This is a genomic window from Bacillus cereus group sp. MYBK79-1 (assembly GCF_051915365.1).
Classification (GTDB): domain Bacteria; phylum Bacillota; class Bacilli; order Bacillales; family Bacillaceae_G; genus Bacillus_A.
In genome coordinates this window covers 159,911-179,197 of the sequence record NZ_JBQAEO010000009.1, presented here as the reverse complement: position 1 = coordinate 179,197, position 19,287 = coordinate 159,911, and the positions used below count along the sequence as shown (strand labels likewise).

Genomic DNA, 19,287 nt, shown 5'->3' with positions numbered 1-19,287 from the left:
AAGGCAATCCGGATATGGATTGCCTTCTTTTTACTTCTCTTCTTTTGAGAAAAACATCCTTGAAATAACGATACCTATACTACCGACTATTAAGAATAAAATTGCCCTAATCATCATCGATACTTCTGGTAAGTCCAGAAGGAATAGCTTCCCTATCGTTACGACTAACACGACTAAGCCGGCATACAATATTTCATTCATATTTTTATTCCGTCCAAGCCAAACTGCAAATAATGCATATACCATCCATAATAAGGATACAGATACACTTATTATACTTCCATCTGTAGAAAGCACTTCACCGACTCTAGTAATTGCAATAAATATGATAACCATAAACCAATAGAGCGCTATAGAATATACATATTTTCCAAAACTCATTAACACATCTTTCGCTTGTTTCATGCAGTAATAAAATGTACCTATTAAAATAATATGAGCAACAAACCCAGCTGAAAGGAAATGATCAAACGGGCTAAAAATAGTCTGTATCATTCCAATTGCATAAACCGTCGCACTAACATACAATTTTATTTGTTGTTTTACTTTAATAGCAGTCACCATACCGAGGAAACCTTGTAATAATAATACAATCGCTGCATTCACTAAACTATACTCATATAAAATCGCTAAACTAAATGCACCCATTGCCAAACCAAATAAAAGATTTGTAAATGTAGAATGTCGATTCTTCCTATATTCAAACACGAACATAACAGCATGCACAAGCGCACTAATCATTAATCCCAATGTTGTAAATTCGGGTATTTTTGAAATGGCTAATATAAAGAAAACTGCATTCGCACTAAATATCGCCAAGCGTGGCTCTAATATAAAACTTCTCTCCGTAAACATATGCCAAAATAATAGTAAGTGAATCAAACCATAAACAACTGTTAGCTGTACTTGTAAATCCTCTACTAACATTGACATAATAGCAAAGAAGACGAAAAGGACAATAGCAGCAACAGCATAAGAAATCATATATAAATACTGATAACGATTTTTCAGCGCATACCATAATAAGCTAATTGTTAGTATCGTCTCATATCCAAAGAAAATATACGGATTGGGAGTCGTACTATTTAATAAGAATGGTACGAAGAAAGCTCCTACCGCTACGAAAATAGTAAGATATTCCGATTGATACCTCTTCGCTACATAAATACCTAAAATGACCCATGCAATATTACATACAAATGCAACACTTGCTGGAATAAATCCATATAAATAATGTGCCGCAAATGTCGTTAAAACTATACCCGTAATACTTCCTCCCGCTAATACTAACCCTAACGCTTGCCGCTCTCGTTTAATTTGAATATCCCCTATATAATAAAAACCGATTGATAGGACAACACCAAACACAATTCGTATTGCTGGCGTTAATAATCCAGCATCTACCCCTGCTTTAAATAACCAGATTACTCCAAGTAACATAATACCGACAAATATGCGTGGTAACCACGTTTGGCAAAACTGAATAATATTAAATGGTTCTGGTTTAAAAGCAGATATATCTACTTGTTTTACCTCCCGTTCTTGCACGGGCTCTTTTATTGTAACTACTTCTTCTTTTGGTTTTTCTTCCGTTACCGTTTCAATATATTCTTTCTTTTCCTTCCTAACATGTTGCTGAGCATTTTCTACTTCTATTTCTTTTTGTTTTGCTTTCAATTCAAAGAGTGCTTCTTGAATTGTTTCAATTGCCGTTTCGAGCGCTTCTATTTTCTTATTTAAATCTTCCTTCATACGCTCCCCCCTCACCATTCATTCAAAACCTATATATTACCAATTAACTTTATCATACTATTAGTCTATTCATTTTCAATACCATTTTTCCAAAAAAAGAAAGGTGTTTTCCGAAATAGGAAAACACCTCTTACTTATTTCTTCTTATTGAAAACACTACTCACGATAACGCCAATGCAAGCACCTATAATAGCTGGAACAATCCATCCTACACCTTCTATATAAAACGGGATATATTTCAATACTGATGTCCACTGATTCATCATCACATTTTTATTGAAAATATCGATTGCACTAAATACGGCTACAATCCCAACTGTCACTGCATATACGTATGCGTACTTTCCAATATACTTATGGAATAACCCTAAAATAATAAGCGTTAATGCAACTGGATAAATAAATCCAAGAATCGGTACTGATACTTTTAAAATTTGTGTTAATCCTAAATTAGCTAAAATCATACTAACAAAACTTAATATAAATGCCCAAACTTTATAAGTTACTTTTGGAAATGCACTTGCGAAAAATTGACTACAAGATGTAACAAGTCCAATTGAAACACATAAACACGCGATCGTAAAAATAAGACCTAATAAAACGACTCCACCTTGTCCAAATAGCGTCGTCATCACTTGCGCTAATACGTTCGCCCCATTATCAAATGTACCTAACGAACCGCTAATTGAACCAACATATCCAAGTATGACATAAATAATAGATAATAATAGTCCTGCTCCAATTCCAGCAATACTCATATATTTCGCTAAACCTTTATCATCTTCAATACCTTTTGCACGTAAAGCATTTGCAATAACAATCCCAAAGATTAAAGCGGCTAGCGCATCCATTGTTAAATATCCATCTAAAAAGCCTTGGAACATAGGAGCTTGTCCATAGTTTCCAGCGACCTCTTTCACACTGCCTACTGATGTAAACATGCTCTTTATAAAGATAAGGGCAATCATGCCTAATAATAACGGTGTTAAAACCTTTCCGAACAACCCCATTAATTTAGACGGTGACAAACTTAACCAGTACACGATACTAAAGAAAATAACCGTGTAACATAATAAAACTATGCTTCCTGCTTCTGGGAAGAACTGACCTGGCCCCATTTCAAACGCTAAACTTCCTGCACGTGGTATACCAAGTCCTGGCCCAATAAATAAATACACGATACACGGAAAAATAATGGCAAATGAAGAATGAATCCTACCCGCTAACGCTTGAAAACTTCCTGCTTTTGCAATCGCAATAACTCCCAATATAGGCAGACCTGTTGCTGATATAATAAACCCTACTAATGAAATCCACACATATTCTCCTGCTTCATACCCAAGGAAAGGTGGGAATATAAGATTCCCCGCGCCAAAGAACATCGAGAATAACATAAGACTAATAAGTAAAATTTCTTTTTTCTGTAACAATTTCATTTCTTTCTCCTTCTTTAATTTCATCTTTTATGAAATCAATTTCACATATAAAAAAGTGCAATAAACCGCTTCATTACAAAGAAAACATAGTCCATAGTCTAACATAAAAGAAACACCCATTCTATAGCTATCTCTCTTTTCCAATTTCTTCTGAAAAATCAACCTTTCCCCGCATTAACGGGCAGTAAGACTCCCTTCTAATAATTAAGCTAATAACCAGATATCCAGAGGGAGTCAAACTGTCCATAAAAGCCCGATTCGTGAAGGCTAATACCCATGTTGGAATGAAATCTTCCAACATGGGTAAAGTTTCACTTCATTGACTTATAATAGTTAATAAAGTAAAATATTAAATGTACAAAATTATTAACTTTGTTTTTGTTTGTGTCAGGAGGAAAATAACATGGAATCAACGATACAACTAGAAAGAGAACAACAAAGAAAAAAGAAACATCCTCCAGGTTTATACTTACTCTTCTTTACAGAAATGTGGGAAAGATTTAGTTACTATGGATTACGAGGATTATTAACATTATATTTAACGACAGCTTTAGTAAGCGGTGGTCTTGGGTTTAGTCCCGCATGGGCACTCTCCATTTACGGATTTTATACTGGAGCCTGTTATTTCACACCAATGATTGGTGGATACTTAACAGACCGGTTCCTAGGTAGACGAAAAGCGATCACAATTGGTGGTATAACAATGGCAATCGGTAACCTTACACTATTTGCCTTGCAAAACCAAGTCGGCCTATACCTCGGATTAGCGCTTATTATTATCGGTAATGGATTCTTCAAACCGAATATCTCTACACTTGTTGGAGAATTATACGAAGAGAATGATCCAAAACGTGATAGTGCATTTACTATTTTCTATATGGGTATTAACGTCGGGTCATTTTTAGCTCCACTCGTTTGCGGATTTTTATCAGAAAATTTATTCAAAACAACAGTTGATGGCGTTGTACATTACGGATTCCGTTACGGTTTCTTAGCCGCTTCAATCGGAATGATCATTGGACAAATTTTATTTACAACACTATCTAATCGCTTCCTTGGTGATATCGGTAAAAAACCAACTCGCGATTTACAAACAACAGATGGACAACCATCAGTAGGAGATACACCTTTAACAAAAAAAGAAAAACAACGTACCGCAGTTATCGTCATTTTAACATGCTTCGTTGTCTTCTTCTGGGCTGGATTTGAACAAGCTGGTAGCTCATTAACATTATATACAAACAAATTTGTAGACCGCTCTGTGTTCGGATGGGAAGTTCCAACATCTTGGTTCCAATCGGTCAATCCATTATTTATTATTTTACTTGCTCCAGTCATTTCAGCATTATGGGCAAAACTTGCAACTCGCAAGCGCGGGGATTTAAAAATCCCAACAAAAATGGGACTTGGTATGATCTTGCTCGGTATCGGTTATATCATTCTCGTTATCGCTACATTAAAAACAGGTAGTGATGAACATAACATTACAGAAAAAGCAAACTTATTATTTATCGTCTTTACGTATCTTTTCCATACGTTAGGTGAGCTATTCTTATCACCTGTTGGACTATCAATGGTTAGTGCACTTGCCCCAGTAAAACTTGCTTCTTTATTAATGGGAGTATGGTTAGCAAGCTCAGGAATCGCCAACATTTTAGGTGGACAACTGGCAAGCTTCACAACCTCACTTGGGTATGCTGAAGTATTTACCGTAATCGGAGCTGTAGCAATTGTATTAGGTTGTGTTTTATTATTAATTTCTAAGAAACTAGTGAAATGGATGGATTAAAAAAGATGAGGGAAATCCCTCATCTTTTTTTATTTCTTCGCCTTCGTTCCTACTAAATCACCAGCAACAACGTAACGCTTAGAATTATCCTTAACAGATACACATGTAATAAGCGTTATTTCGTCTTTCCCATGATCCTCGACAACTTCCCACTTATCAGGAGTTACTTCAGATACACCAGTAACCGCATATTCATATTCGTTTTCATTATCATACAAATAAATTTTGTCGCCTTTTTTTAAAGAGGCTACATCACTAAATAAAACACCTTTTTTAGACATGTTATGTCCTGCTAATGCATAGTTCCCTTTTCCCATTACTTGATTTTCTTTTACTGTTGCTGCACCCGATAATAGGTTTTTCTCAGTAGAAGATTTTAAAACAGGAAGTTCTAATGAAACACTCGGGATCGAAATACGACCAATTACTTGTTTCTTATCTAATGATGCATTCGCTACTTCTGCCAAGTCTGGCTGATTAATTTTCGAAGCATCTACAAATTCCGTCTCATGTTTTTCATAATCCATCTTTTGAACAGCCTGTACATTTTCAGTCTGTTTCTTTTCAGCCTGATATCCATCATAAAATGGCTTTCCGATTAACACACCACCTACAACAAATAGAAGGATTGCTACTATACTATACATTCTTTGCTTATTCATATACAATTCCTTTCCCTTACAAAATCTTACTCTATATAAAATGATAAGATAATATTACTATATGTACAAGTGTAAGCTGAAAAGAAACCTTCTTGCATGTGCAAGAAGGTTTCTTTTTAAGCGATTTTATTTCGATATAAGGATACGTGGAAAATCGTCATTTGAATAAAGAAAATACTAAATGCAATATATACCGGATATGCAGGAACATATAAATTAGCAATTGGAGAAAGAGTTAAAAAACCAACCGCACAAGGCAACACGTACCATAATGACATAAATGTAGTACGACAAGCTTTTTCTGTAATTGCCTTTTCCCGTTCATCTTCTTGAGGAAATAATAGTGGAAACATCCAATACGAGAGCTTTTTATATTTTTTCTTTTGAATTTTATAAAGAATAGTCGATACAATACTAAATATTAAAAGTAATGTTAGCGGCATTAAACTCAATGAAACTTCAAATGGTACTCTCTCCGTTTGAATAAAGTTAGCAACTTCGATAGTAAAATAATACAACTCAATAAACGCCCAACCTGCTAATACCATTAAAAGTACATTTAACATATAAGAAAAACCAATCCTATTCATCCTCTTTCCCCTCCTTATTTAAAACAAACACATCTTCCATCTTTAACTCGAATACATCGCAAATCGTAAGCGCTAATAGCAAGGAAGGAACATAATCCCCTTTTTCAATAGCGGCGATTGTTTGTCTCGTCACTCCAACCTTTTCTGCTAATACACTTTGCGAAAAATTAAAGCGAGCTCTTAATTCCTTCACTCTGTTTAAAATGGTCAAATTTACCACCTCTTAATTATATCGTATGCTATCCTTAACAAAATGTAAACTCAACTTAACATTGTTTTCATAAAAAAATCCAACTTTACGTATTGTAAAGTTGGATTACATGTTAGTTTAAAATTGTAACCTTAACATTTTTTCTGCCCCAATTACTAGACGAAGCTTTATCCGGCATTAAAACATCGATTTTGTGACCTTTAATTGCGCCACCAGTATCTGCTGCAATTGCAATTCCATAGCCTTCAACATTTACAGTAGATCCTAATGGAATAACAGATGGATCCACTGCGATTAATTTCATTCCTGGATTTGCAGTTAAATTATAAGGTTTATTACCTGGTCCCCATTTAGAATATACTTGTTGACCTGGTCCATAACCATTTTCAGCTGGATCTGCTGTATAAGCTGTTGCATGTACATAAAATTCTTTACCACCAGCAGTTGGTTTAGATGGTTGTACAGGTTCTACCTTTGAATTATTAGCAACAGGTTCAGCTGGTTTATTAGCTTTTTCTTGCTTTTGTTTTTCTGCAATTTCTGCCTGTGCCTTAGCTAATGCTTCTTTCTCAGCCTTTACAGCTGCTTCTGCTTTTGCACGCTCTTCTGCTGCAATTCTTGCTGCCTCTTGCTCACGAGCGATTGTTTCTTCAACTGCCTTCATATTTGACTCAATTTTAGCTTTTTCTTCTGCTGCTAAATTAAGTTGGCTCGCAATCGCATTATATTTAGCTTGAACTGTTTGTAAGTTATCTTGACGTTTTTTCAAGTTATCTTGCAACTCAGCTTGTGCTTTTGCTAATTTTTGTTTGTCTACTACTAAAGACGCTTCTTTCTCGTCAATTGTTTTCTTATCTTCTTCAATTTGACGAAGATCTTGTTCTTGTAGACGTAAAATTTCTTTATCAGCTTCTAGAATAGTAGAAACTGCGTTCATACGTTGTAAGAAATCAGCAAAGTTTTTTGACTCTACTACAACTTCTACTACTAAACTTGTATTTGAACTGTTTTGAACAGAAACCATACGTTTTCTCATAATATCCTTACGAGCAAGGACTTTATCCTCTAAAACGACAATTTCGCTCTTTTTTTGCTCAATCTGCTTATGTGTTTCATCGATTTTACGTTGAATAGCAGCTTGATCCTCTTTATTTTTTGCAATTGTATTATTTAAATTATGTAGTTCGCTTTCGATACCTTGAATTTCTTTATTAACAGCTTGCTTCTCTTGCTCTTTCTTTTGCATTTCTGCATCGTTTTGCTGCAATTGCTGTTGCATGTTGTTAAGTTTCTCGTCGTTTGACTCTGCTTTTACAGCGACTGTACTAGAAAGACCGATAATTCCTGCTAATACTAGACTACTGATTCGCTTAAAATAGTTCATAATCCGACTCCCTTCTTATACAGTTATACATGATTTATTTTACAGTTTGTTTACAATACCATTAAATACAGTTTATTTTTCATGACGAAAAAAAGGGAATTATGAATAAAATGTAATAGATTCTTAAATATTTAACAATTCCTATATTTAAAAATTATAAAAGATGCTAAAATCCAAATATAGAGAAAATATAACTTCCAAAGGCGGTTGAAATAAATATATGTTTACTCAAAAAAAATCACTCCAATATAAAATCGACCAATTAGAAAGTCGGATACAAGAACTAGAAGAAGAATTAAAACAAAAAGATCTCGAACAACAAGAGACTATTTCTTCTATCCACGCTCGTGTACAAAGCGTTGTTCAAGAACATAAACTTGTAAATAGCCAACACAATACGCTCCAAGGTTTAGTTCAACAATTAAGCTCATGTTTCGAAAATGTTTCAACTCGTACAACACATTCCAATGAGTTGAATAATGAGATGTTACAAAAAGAACAAAACTTAATTCAGTCAATTGAAGAAATTATTGACTGCTCTAATGAAGGAAAAGAATCTGTTCATCGTTTACTTATTGTAATTAATAAATTAGGTGAACAATCTCAGCGCACGTCTAATAGTATGAATCATTTAAGTGAACGCTCAAAAGAAATCGAGCAAATTGTAGAAGTCATTCAAAACATTGCAGCACAAACAAATTTACTTGCTTTAAATGCAAGTATTGAAGCTGCCCGTGCTGGAGAACACGGTAAAGGATTCGCTGTCGTTGCCAATGAAGTAAGAAAACTAGCTGAAAGTACAGCCGAAAGTACAAAAAATATCGGAAACTTAACGAAAAAAATTCAAGAAGAAATTGAAAAAGCATACGATAACACAAAAGACAATTTACATTTAGTCGATGAAGGTGTAGAGATGAGTGCCGATACGAACGCTAGAATTGAAAATATTTTAATTATGATTCAAACGTTACAAAATGGTGCTACAAACGTTATTAAAGCTATCGAAAACCAAAAATCTTGTAATGATGACATATTACGAGAATTCGCTAATACACAACAAATGTTCCAAAAGTTAAATAATACTATTATGGATCATATTCATGATGCTGAGAAAGTCGATGTCCAATTAACAGAAAGTCTTCAAGGAACAGTAGTTTCTCATTAATCACAAAAATCCCTTATACCGTTATAAGGGATTTTTATTATATTCCGAATATTTATTTCTTCTCAATATTCATCCGTATCTTTGTTATAATGGACAAGTTGTTTCTTTCGACTAATAAACAAGGAGGTTATTATGGAACAATTTTACTACATTTTAAAATATTTAATTCTTGGTCTGTTCCAAGGACTAACAGAACCTATTCCGATTTCTTCAAGCGGTCACCTCGTTTTAGCACAACATTTGCTAGGACTAAAAATAGAAGGGTTTAGCTTCGAACTACTTGTTAATTCAGCTTCATTATTAGCTGTATTACTTATTTATAGAAATGATTTAATTCGTCTAACGAAGAATGGTCTATCTTATATCTTTACAAGAGCAGAAGACGCAAAATCAGATTTCTTCTTCATCATTTACCTTGTTATTGCAACCATTCCAGCAGGTGTTATTGGTGTTTTATTTAAAGATTACATCGACCAGTACTTAAAAGGTGTGAAAATGGTTGGGATTTCCCTTCTTATTACCGCTGTTGGCCTTTGGATTATTAGAAACTTGCGTGGACGTAAAAATGATGGCGATCTTTCTATGAAAGATGCAATCATCGTTGGATTAGCACAAGCTTGTGCACTAATTCCTGGAATAAGCCGATCAGGTGCAACAATCGTAGCAGCGATGTTACTTGGTATGAAGCAAGAAACAGCTCTTCGTTTCTCATTTTTACTATACATTCCTGTTAGCTTAGGTGGTTTATTACTAAGTATTACAGACATTGCAAAAGATCCAAATCTAGACACACTATTCATACCATATATCGTTGCATTTATCGCAACATTTATCATGACGTATATTTCATTAAAATGGTTTATGAACATTATGGCGAAAGGAAATTTAAAATATTTCTCTTTCTATTGCATTATCGTAGGTGTACTAACTCTTATTTTCTTATAAAGTGAAACCTACAAAGCGAAAAGCGAGTCATTCTATTAAACTAGGAAGACTCGCTTTTTTTATACCTTTATAATGATAAAGCCCCTCTTACTTTTTTGTACATTAAGAGGGGCTCTTTTATGCGTATACTTTCTTTTCTTGACAATACAAACGAATAACATGTTTATTTTGTTGAAATACATCATGCGTTAGGCGGATAATAATAAAATTTCGTTTTGTTTGATCATTATGAACAAAAATCTGTTCTCCCTCTTGAAAACGCCATGCACTTTCAAAAGTTGTAATATGATCCCCACTTACAGAAAAAAGCTCATATCGCATATCTTGTACCCTCTCTCAACTTACAGTAATCATAATATCCTTATATTAAACTTATTATAACTTAATCCTGTATAAATTTGTAATTTTTTCTATTTCGAAATATTTTAATTTTGTTTTACGGTTCTTTTAACGTTATAATGATAAACGAATTTTCATTGAAAGGAGCTTCATTTTGACTGCATATTTATTTCCAATAAAAACAGCATTTATTTTATTTCCTATTTTAGCAATGTTTCTATTAATCCCTTTTTTAATATTTAATTACCGCAAATACGGGTATTTGAATAAATGGCGTTCATTTATTTTATATTCACTATTACTCTATGTATTAAATGCCTACTTTCTTGTTATCTTACCTTTGCCACAAACATATGATACATGTAGCCTACAACCGGCTAATACACAACATATGCAACTGTCACCATTTTATTTCATACAAGAGATTAGTAATCATACCTCGGCAATTTTAACGAAGCCATCTACCTACTTCTATTTATTAAAGGAGTCTGCGTTTTTACAAGTCGCTTTTAACGTTCTACTAACGGTTCCTTTTGGTATGTACTTGCGTTATTATTTCCGACGCAGCTTCTTACAAACAGTGTGCATTTCTTTTTGCCTTTCACTGTTCTTTGAATTAACACAAGTAACTGGATTATATGGTATTTATAATTGTGCCTATCGCTTATTTGATATTGACGATTTGTTTTTAAACACACTAGGCGGCGTAATTGGTTTTATCATTGCACCAATATTTACGTACTTCCTTCCGAAAACAAGCGAATTAGATATTCATATTGATTTAGAAACGAAACCAGTTGGATTTATTCGTCGTCTCATCGCTATGCAAATTGATTGGATTTTCCTATCTATCGTTGTACCTTTCATTAAAAACAAAGGAAATTCACTATTTATTGCTAACATCCAACCTTATACAAATGTATACGAACTCCTTTTCATTACCTGTTCAGTCTTCATTTACTTTATTATCATTCCATACTTTACAAATGGAAAGACAATTGGTAAAGCATTACTTCGCATTTACGTGAAAGGAAAATCAGATCGTATTACATTGAAGGAGCTATTTATCCGTTACGGTATATTCTATTTCATTTTAGGCGGAATCAATTATATTCTTTCGAGTAGCTCTATCTTAAATCTTAAAGAGCCTTTAGTATTAGTAGTTATATTATTATTCCAACTCGTAATTAACGGTCTATTTATTATTCATGTTTTATTACATGTATTTAGTCATGATAAGTTACTATTTTACGAGCACATTAGTCAAACAAGAAATGCGATCATACTAAAAAAAGCTGACAAGTAATACTTTGTCAGCTTTTTTTCATAATCGTAAATAATTTTTCTGTGTAAGGGTTTGAAAACATTTCTACTTCATCTAATAATTTCCTCACCTTTAGAAACGAATGCAATTCTGGATATATATTTTGTAATTTTTCGTACGTTAATGTATGCATTTTCCCCCAATGCGGCCGTCCCTCATACTTTAGAAAAATTTTCTCCACCTCACCAAAATAAGCAGCATACTTCATACCTTTATACATATGAACAGCAATGTACGCTGAATCCCTTCCGTACGCTGGACTGAGCCATATATCATCCCTTTTCACATACCGGCATTCAATTGGGAAGTGCACTTTATACTTTTTCTTTTCAATAAGGTTTGAAATTTCTTCTACAACGGCCCGCATATACTTTGAAGGAACACTATACTCCATTTCATAAAATGGAACCGCACGCGACGTAGCAAATACTTCATAACTCGAACCAATTATTTTTGTATTCGGTACAGCTTTAGCCGATAATCGACTTACTCCTTTACTTATAGAAGGAAACCATTTACATCCTTTAGATAACAAAGAAAACATCTTATTTTCAAGCAACTCTACCTTTAGTTTATGCCATTTCAAATCACTTTTTTTACCTGTTGTTTCATTTGTAAATTTCACTTGTACTTCATCTGAATAAGGAAAAACGAAAAATTCAAAATGACGATTCTTCTTATATTCTTCTAGCTTGTTCATTACAGTAGATAATGACTGTTTTTCACTTTCATACACAAGTGAATATGCCCTGATAACTTTCAATTTTATCTTTACAATGATACCTAGCATCCCAAGCGATAACTGAAAGGCTCTCCAATATTCCACATTCTCAGTTTCCGAACAAACTATACTCTCACCTGTAGATAAAACTGCGGTAATCTCTATAACTTGTGTTGATAAACTCCCAAAGGTAATACCCGTCCCATGAGTCCCTGTACTAATCGCTCCTGCGATAGATTGTGAATCAATATCCCCTAAATTTTCTTGTGCATAACCTTTTTCTTCAAGTAACCTCCCTAAATCATGTAGCTTTGTTCCTGCCCATACTTCAGCAACCATCTTCTCTGTATCAATATTCATAATACCTTTCAATTCATCTAAAGAAACTAAAATTTCTTCCGTTTGCACAAGTGGTGTAAACGAGTGCCCTGAACCGACAACACGAATTTTCTTTCCTTCTTTTCGTGCAAGTTCTACAACTTCTACTACATCTTGTATACTTTCTGGATACATCGTATAATCCGGTGTTCCTTCTACATTCCCTGTCCAATTTCTCCATTTTTGTCCCTTTATAGAAAGCATTGGCCATCCCCCCGATATGTTGCATACTCCCCAACAATCTCTCCTTCTTTCACACGATATAAAAAAGGAAAACGCTCACATAATTCTCCAGCTTTACTATGGCGAAACAAGATAGGATCTCCTATCTCTACTCGTTCCTCACCGTTATAAAAAATCGGTGTTTGTACCTCGCCAGCACCTTCTAGAGCTAATAATTCCGCACCATTTGGCCTCCAAATCTCAGGTTCTTTATCTTTACCAATTGCGCCTGAGGCAATATATCCACCACCTAAACAAGTGTAAATAAACGGGGCTGGTTTACGCACAACTGGTAAAGCAAATCCGACAGCTGGATGAAATTGCACCTCTTTATAATAATCAAATAGCTTCGGGGCATAAAAAGCAGAGCCTATTGTAATCTCTGAAACTGAGTTATCTTGCTCAGTTGTTTTTATACTTCCTGTGCCTCCCCCATTTACAAATCTTAGTTTAGTACCTAGGTTTTGTATTTCTTTTACGATATGTCCTCTTCTTTCTTTAACTTCCAACACCGATTTCTTCTTTAAATACGAAATCGCTTTACTTTTCACTCGTTGATTCGGTATGTGGTCTCCTACCCCAGCAATTTGGGCTTCATATCCCATGACACCATCTAGTATTAAACATGATGATTCTTTCACTCTTTTTACTATTTTCAAAGCACCTTGCACATCTTTTATCGGTGATCTTTTGACTCCAAAATGAAATTTTAAAAAACGACTACTCATATCAATATCCAAACAAATACGAAAACACCCTTTAGACTTCTCAGCAATTTTTTCTAAATAAACAATATGGTCTTCACAATCCACCATACAAGTTATAATGAGCCCTTGCTTTGTTAGCAAACTTATTTCATGTAACGCTCTTTCATCATAAGCAGGATATCCAAGCAATAAATCATTGAATCCTTGTTCAATTAAAAATAAAACTTCCCTAGGTGAAAAACACATAATACCTTGAAAACGATCATTTGCAGATAAAATCTTTTGCATAACCGAAACAGAACGTAACGATTTACTGGCTATACGAATCTTCTTATTTCCACTTAATTCTATAATCGATTGAATGTTTCTATCTAAAGCTACTTCATCCAAAAATGCACACGGTAATGGAACTTCTTTAAAAATTCCTCGATCCACATTTTTTCTCTCCTCTTCTCTATATGTCTTATACATATTGGAAAGAAAGTTGGAATCTCCTCTACAAAATAAAAAAGTTTCTTCCTATTTAAGAAGAAACTTTTTTAGGACTACTTCATAGAAATAGTTGCCTCTACTGGATAATGATCAGAATAATCATCATACGTATATTTTTTGAGCCATGATGTAACAGTCCACTGTGAAGATTTCGGTTGTAATACTTTATTCTCTATAAATGATGGATTCGCATGATCTTTACTTGCAATAATATAATCTAAATACTCGGCAGGGCTATCAGGGAAATTATATTTCGCAATACTGTTTGTCGTCGCATCCCAAGTTGCTGTATGTCCCGTATAAGATGGAACTGACGCATGCAATGTTTTAAACATGGATGCGTACTCTGAGTCACTATTGTTCTCTGCATTTATTTTATTCACGTTCATATCGCCACCAAATAAGACGTACTCGTCATTTGGTATATTCTTATTTTTTATAAAATCTTGAATTTCTTTTAGCTGATTTGTACGTACAGATGCAGGTGAAGTTTTTCCGCACATACTATCTTCAGCCTGCAAATGTGTCCCAATCACATGAACGAAACGATCATTTTTCTTAATTTTCGTGTATACAAATCCTTTATTTGATAAATTATCTGGCCCGCATCCTTTTGCAAATACATATTGAATCTTTTCAACGATTGGCCATTTGCTTACGATTGCAACGCCCCCATCTTCAGGAGTTGAAGATGAATAGCTACCTAACGTTTTATCCCATTCATTTCCGTTACTACGACCTAATACTGCTGTTTGATTTGGATATTCTGTCTTCAAATTTCCTAACAAGCGATTTGAAGCACTATTATCAAACACTTCATTCAATATAACAACATCTTGATTCTTTATATAATCTGCCGATCCAATTAGATCAGCACGCTCACTTTGTCCCCAGTTCGGATATAAGTTTGTTGATAGCATGTACACGTTATGTGTCATCACTTTTAATGTATCGTTTTTATTTGTAGACACTTCCGCTTGAGCCGAGGATCCACAATATAAAGCCGCTAGACCTATTCCAACGCTAAGTATACTTTTTAGCAATTTACTTTTCACGATTCATACCTCCATGTATTGTATAGTGATAAAAAAGGCCAAATACTCTATTGTGAGATTTGACCTTTTTTAAATACTTAACGATCTCCGTACGTATCAAACCAAAGCTGAATGTATCCAGCAGTTACACGTTGTGCATCCATTAATCGCTTACCTGTCATTGGTGTAACTTCAGCGCGCCATTTATCTGCATATTCTTGTGATACAGCCGCTTTTACGAACCAATCTTTCGTATTATCATTTACAATTCCAGAGTAATCTTGTTTCGCTGCTACTGCCGCCCCATGAATCCACTCTTCTGGATTTGTACCTTTCCAGTTCCAATATCCATTTCCATCCGTTACCTTATAATTATCTTTAATTGTATCTACAAAGTTTTCATATTTAGAATGGAATCCTTGTGGGTACGAAAGATTTGTAAAGTTTGCCGCATGCATCGGTTGGTTTACATCTCCTAAATAATGAAGGGATAATCCTAAATAGAAGAATGCTTGTTTCATATCTTTGTTTTTGTATGACTCACCAGCTAATTTAAAATATTTAGCTCCAGTTTCTTTTGCCTGCTTTGCAAATGGAATATATGTTTTTCCATTGTCTGGATCATAGAAATGTGAAGCAAATGTGCTATTATCATAATAAGGATTTTCATAGTCAGCAGCATAAATACCGTTCTCTAACTCCGTACGCCATTCATTTAATTGTGCAACTCGATCTTGTTTTACAAGTGTTGTATTGCGAGACATAATATCAATAGCACGGTTTACAATCCATAAATGAGAGTTTACGCCTTCTTTATGTTTATCTTCAGCAGACCAGCGATGAACTATTTTTATTTTACTTCCCCCATCATTTTCATGAGCAAATGCAACACTTTGTAACGGAGCTACTAATGTAATAGCTGCTGCTAAAGCAAGTACTTTCTTTTTCATCTGAAATCCTCCATTTTATAATTGAATTATTGTAAACTTTTTTGTTAGGATCCTATGATGTCGTCCGGTTAACCTATGACTAGAATATCCCACCTTTCATGAAAATTCTATCACTAAATTAAAATATGCAAATGTTCATATCATTATAACTTTATACATAGTGAATATAATGAATGAATGCTCTTATATTGTAATAAAGTATTGTTAATCTACTGCAAATGATTGTCTAAACTAATGTAAAAAAAGAGTAAAGCATCCACATGCTTTACTCTTTTTTTCGATTCGATAATATACTTGGCAGTTGTACATTAACTGCCAACTTATGAATAAATCCAAACACTAATCCAATCCCAATAAATATGTATAAGATTGTAAATATCTTTCCAAAATCAGTTTGTGGACTAAAATCCCCATCACCGACAGTCGTCAACGTGACCACACTAAAATATAAAGCGTCAAGAGGACGTAATCCTTCAACTGTACTATAAAAAATCGTACCAGATGTTAATGTTAAAAATGTTAATACGAATAACACTTGAAATTCTTTATCTTTCCACGCTCGCAAACAAGCTTTTAGCATCCGTTTCAATGTCAACATAAATGAAAGCATTAGACTTCCCCTTCCAAACAAAATACCTTTAGTTAAAGGAAAGTCTATCACCTTTCTGTATAGAAAAAAAGTAGCCCTCTTCTATTTCTAGAAAAGAGCTACTTTTTACTATTCTCTATTATTTAGGTGAAACAAGAATTTTCACTTGTGTTTTATCTTTTACAAGTGCTTCAAATCCTTCTTCAACAACTTGATCCACTGTGATTTTTTTCGTAATTAATTTCTCTGCTTGAATTTGGCCAGAGCTAATTAATTTAATAACAGCTGGGAAGATATGACGGTATCCAAGAATACCGATAACTTCTTTTTCTTTTAGTACAAGGTTGTTTGGCGTAATTGTTGCGTCTTTTTCCCATACACTCACAATTACAGTTTGACCTTCAAAGCTTGTACTTTCAATCGCTTGACGAAGTACTACTTCAACACCTGTTACTTCAAAGCTCACATTTACACCTAAACCATTTGTTAAGCTACGAATTTCTGCTAATACATCTTGAGTAGCTGGATTTAATACGTAATCCGCACCTGCTAATTTTGCTAACTCTTGACGTTCTTTAGAAAGTTCAACTGCAATAACAGGAGTTGCTCCTGCTGCTTTAGCCGCTTGAATAACAAGAAGTCCAATTGGACCACAACCAAATACTGCTACAGCTTCCCCTTCTTTTAATTTACTTTGACGTACTGCATGAACGGCTACTGCTGCTGGTTCTACAAGTGCACCTTGTTCATACGTCATTTCATCAGGAATATGGTGAACCATATCTTCTGGTACTACTGTATATTCAGAGAAACCGCCGCCTTCTCCGCCAAGACCGTGGAAAACAAGTTGTTCACAAACATTGTAATGTCCATGTTTACAAGCTTCACATTTACCACAAGAATAAATTGGTTCTACAACGACGCGATCTCCCACCTTATGAGAAGTAACGCCTTCACCGATTTCAACTACCTCACCACTAAACTCATGACCTAAAATAACCGGTGCTTTTACGTGTGTTAATGGGTGCTCTTCTGTTGGAATAAAAATAGGTCCTGCTAAATATTCATGCAAATCTGTTCCGCAGATACCACACCATTTCACTTTAATCTTAACTGCTCCTGGTCTTACAGTTGGTTCTGGTACTTCTTCTACTCGTACATCACGTTGATTATGCCAAAGTAGTGCTTTCATTTTATACATCCCTCTCTACGTATATACTTAACCTGGTGAAGTTTACAAATCTATTATAATACTTCCATCCATATATTTCAAAAAAACAATCTCTTTCCCACTAAATTTTAACAAATAATGTTCAATATTTTGTCACTTTGTACTTTTTTCCACATCTGTTAATTCAATTTCATTGCGGTTGAAATTAGCATTATGCCATAATAGCATAGGAGAGGTGAATATCGCTTGAAATATTTTATTTACTTTATTGTTATCGTAGCGTTTCTAGATACATTTTCACAATTACCTATTATGAGTACGTTCGCTCAAAGTCTTGGAGGATCTCCTCTTATCATTGGGCTAGTTGTCGGTATGTACTCATTCGCTAATATGATCGGTAATATAATTGCTGGCGCTGCCGTCGATAAATTTGGTGCAAAAAAAATACTTTATATAAGCATGGGACTTACGAGTTTCATAGTCTTGTTATACACCGTTGTTCAAAGTGGTGAACAACTATTAGTTGTGCGCTTTATGCACGGCTTTAGTGACGGATTTTTAATTCCTGCTGCCTTTACGTTTTTATCAAAACAAACAAATTCAGCAAGACAAGGTAAGGCAATGGCTCTATCTGGTGCTGCTGTTGGAACAGCGGCAATTGTAGGACCTGCTTTCAGTGGGGTTATGAAAGCTACTGCTGGTATAGAGTGGGTGTTCATTACCATTTCTATTTTAATGGTCCTTGGTACAATCGTATCTCTATTCTTCTTACCAAATAACGTATCAAGAACAGATACTTCAAGAACACAAATGATGAACAAAGAAGATATGATTGAACTATTGAAATCAGAACCGTTATTACAAGCATATATTGGTGCGTTCACACTAATGTTTTCACAAGGAATTGTCACTTATATGCTACCAGTGAAAGTTGAGGCATTAGCACTTAAAGCATCTACAACAGGTATGATGTTAAGTGTATTCGGAATTACCGCTATCCTCTTCTTCTTACTGCCAACAAACCGTATTTACGATCGATTTAATCGTTCAAAGCTCATGTTAATTGGGATTGTAGTAATGGCATTAGCTTTATCTTTACTTGGATTATTCGCAACAAAAGGCATGCTCTTTATCGTTATGATGATTTATGGCATTGGATTCGCTATCCTTTTCCCATCGATAAATGCATTACTTGTTGAAAATACGACAGATGATAAACGTGGAAAAGCATTTGGGTTGTTTTATGCTTTCTTCTCATTAGGAGTTGTTGCTGGATCCTTTACAGTTGGTGCAATCGGGGCATCCCCTAGCGTCAGCTTCGTTATCGGAACTGCATTCTTATTAACATTCGCTGGAATGATTTATGTAAGAAGCAAAATAAAAAGTAAAGCAAAAAGCAAAGTAAAAAAGACAATGATGGGTTAAT

At 34.5% G+C, this 19,287-nt stretch carries 17 protein-coding genes and 1 pseudogene; 5 read left to right on the top strand and 13 right to left on the bottom strand.

The genetic code is table 11. The features are described 5' to 3' along the window. Positions 1–30 precede the first annotated feature (30 nt). Entirely contained in the window at positions 31–1,752 is a 1,722-nt protein-coding gene (locus ACTFOB_RS16325) for a DUF2339 domain-containing protein (protein WP_440026986.1), read from the bottom strand. A gap of 134 nt (positions 1,753–1,886) precedes the next feature. After that, on the bottom strand, positions 1,887–3,188 hold the full coding sequence (gene brnQ1, locus ACTFOB_RS16320; RefSeq protein WP_440026984.1) for a branched-chain amino acid transport system II carrier protein BrnQ1: 1,302 nt from the start codon (positions 3,186–3,188) through the stop codon (positions 1,887–1,889). Between the two features lie 403 nt (positions 3,189–3,591). On the opposite strand from brnQ1, the gene ACTFOB_RS16315 reads away from it, so the two are divergent. Beyond that, a complete protein-coding gene (locus tag ACTFOB_RS16315; protein WP_440026982.1) occupies positions 3,592–4,977 on the top strand; it encodes a peptide MFS transporter in 1,386 nt (461 codons plus the stop codon). A gap of 29 nt (positions 4,978–5,006) precedes the next feature. On the opposite strand, the gene ACTFOB_RS16310 is transcribed toward ACTFOB_RS16315, so the two are convergent. The 4 genes from ACTFOB_RS16310 to ACTFOB_RS16295 form a co-directional block, all read right to left on the bottom strand. Then, the gene (locus ACTFOB_RS16310; protein ID WP_440026981.1) at positions 5,007–5,639 is read right to left on the bottom strand and encodes a class A sortase; all 633 of its coding nucleotides are present in this window, start codon (positions 5,637–5,639) and stop codon (positions 5,007–5,009) included. Between the two features lie 116 nt (positions 5,640–5,755). Further along, the gene (locus tag ACTFOB_RS16305) at positions 5,756–6,229 is read right to left on the bottom strand and encodes a DUF2178 domain-containing protein (protein ID WP_440026979.1); all 474 of its coding nucleotides are present in this window, start codon (positions 6,227–6,229) and stop codon (positions 5,756–5,758) included. Next, positions 6,222–6,440, bottom strand: a complete 219-nt coding sequence (locus tag ACTFOB_RS16300) for a helix-turn-helix transcriptional regulator (protein ID WP_000154010.1) — start codon at positions 6,438–6,440, stop codon at positions 6,222–6,224. Before ACTFOB_RS16300 ends, ACTFOB_RS16305 begins: the two co-directional genes overlap by 8 nt. A gap of 112 nt (positions 6,441–6,552) precedes the next feature. Continuing rightward, on the bottom strand, positions 6,553–7,824 hold the full coding sequence (locus ACTFOB_RS16295) for a 3D domain-containing protein (protein WP_440026977.1): 1,272 nt from the start codon (positions 7,822–7,824) through the stop codon (positions 6,553–6,555). A gap of 646 nt (positions 7,825–8,470) precedes the next feature. Between ACTFOB_RS16295 and ACTFOB_RS16290 the strand changes: the two are divergent. Both ACTFOB_RS16290 and ACTFOB_RS16285 read left to right on the top strand, forming a co-directional pair. Beyond that, positions 8,471–8,989, top strand: a pseudogene (locus ACTFOB_RS16290) (methyl-accepting chemotaxis protein); the annotation flags it as partial. Between the two features lie 132 nt (positions 8,990–9,121). Next, the gene (locus ACTFOB_RS16285; protein ID WP_212956485.1) at positions 9,122–9,934 is read left to right on the top strand and encodes an undecaprenyl-diphosphate phosphatase; all 813 of its coding nucleotides are present in this window, start codon (positions 9,122–9,124) and stop codon (positions 9,932–9,934) included. 117 nt (positions 9,935–10,051) lie between these two features. Here ACTFOB_RS16285 and ACTFOB_RS16280 read toward each other — a convergent pair whose 3' ends face one another. Next, complete coding sequence (locus ACTFOB_RS16280) at positions 10,052–10,255, bottom strand: hypothetical protein (protein ID WP_065229760.1); 204 nt, start codon at positions 10,253–10,255, stop codon at positions 10,052–10,054. Positions 10,256–10,427: 172 nt separating this feature from the next. Between ACTFOB_RS16280 and ACTFOB_RS16275 the strand changes: the two genes are divergently transcribed. Continuing rightward, positions 10,428–11,579 (top strand): VanZ family protein, encoded by a 1,152-nt coding sequence (locus ACTFOB_RS16275; RefSeq protein WP_440026973.1) that lies wholly within the window; start codon positions 10,428–10,430, stop codon positions 11,577–11,579. 7 nt (positions 11,580–11,586) lie between these two features. Here ACTFOB_RS16275 and ACTFOB_RS16270 read toward each other — a convergent pair whose 3' ends face one another. The 6 genes from ACTFOB_RS16270 to bdhA form a co-directional block, all read right to left on the bottom strand. Further along, on the bottom strand, positions 11,587–12,900 hold the full coding sequence (locus ACTFOB_RS16270; protein WP_440026971.1) for a D-arabinono-1,4-lactone oxidase: 1,314 nt from the start codon (positions 12,898–12,900) through the stop codon (positions 11,587–11,589). Further along, positions 12,888–14,060, bottom strand: a complete 1,173-nt coding sequence (locus tag ACTFOB_RS16265; RefSeq protein ID WP_440026969.1) for an amino acid deaminase/aldolase — start codon at positions 14,058–14,060, stop codon at positions 12,888–12,890. Before ACTFOB_RS16265 ends, ACTFOB_RS16270 begins: the two co-directional genes overlap by 13 nt. Before the next feature lie 110 nt (positions 14,061–14,170). Continuing rightward, positions 14,171–15,172, bottom strand: coding sequence for a sphingomyelinase C (gene sph, locus ACTFOB_RS16260; protein ID WP_440026967.1), 1,002 nt, complete (start codon positions 15,170–15,172; stop codon positions 14,171–14,173). A gap of 77 nt (positions 15,173–15,249) precedes the next feature. Then, positions 15,250–16,101: a phospholipase CerA gene (gene cerA / locus ACTFOB_RS16255; RefSeq protein ID WP_000731009.1), complete on the bottom strand. Its 852-nt coding sequence runs from the start codon at positions 16,099–16,101 to the stop codon at positions 15,250–15,252. Positions 16,102–16,366: 265 nt separating this feature from the next. Beyond that, positions 16,367–16,711 (bottom strand): potassium channel family protein, encoded by a 345-nt coding sequence (locus ACTFOB_RS16250; RefSeq protein ID WP_000948235.1) that lies wholly within the window; start codon positions 16,709–16,711, stop codon positions 16,367–16,369. 118 nt (positions 16,712–16,829) lie between these two features. Beyond that, a complete protein-coding gene (bdhA, locus tag ACTFOB_RS16245) occupies positions 16,830–17,882 on the bottom strand; it encodes a (R,R)-butanediol dehydrogenase (protein ID WP_151635743.1) in 1,053 nt (350 codons plus the stop codon). Between the two features lie 225 nt (positions 17,883–18,107). Here bdhA and ACTFOB_RS16240 point away from each other — a divergent pair, with 225 nt between their 5' ends. After that, a complete protein-coding gene (locus ACTFOB_RS16240; RefSeq protein WP_440026964.1) occupies positions 18,108–19,286 on the top strand; it encodes an MFS transporter in 1,179 nt (392 codons plus the stop codon). Position 19,287 lies beyond the last annotated feature (1 nt).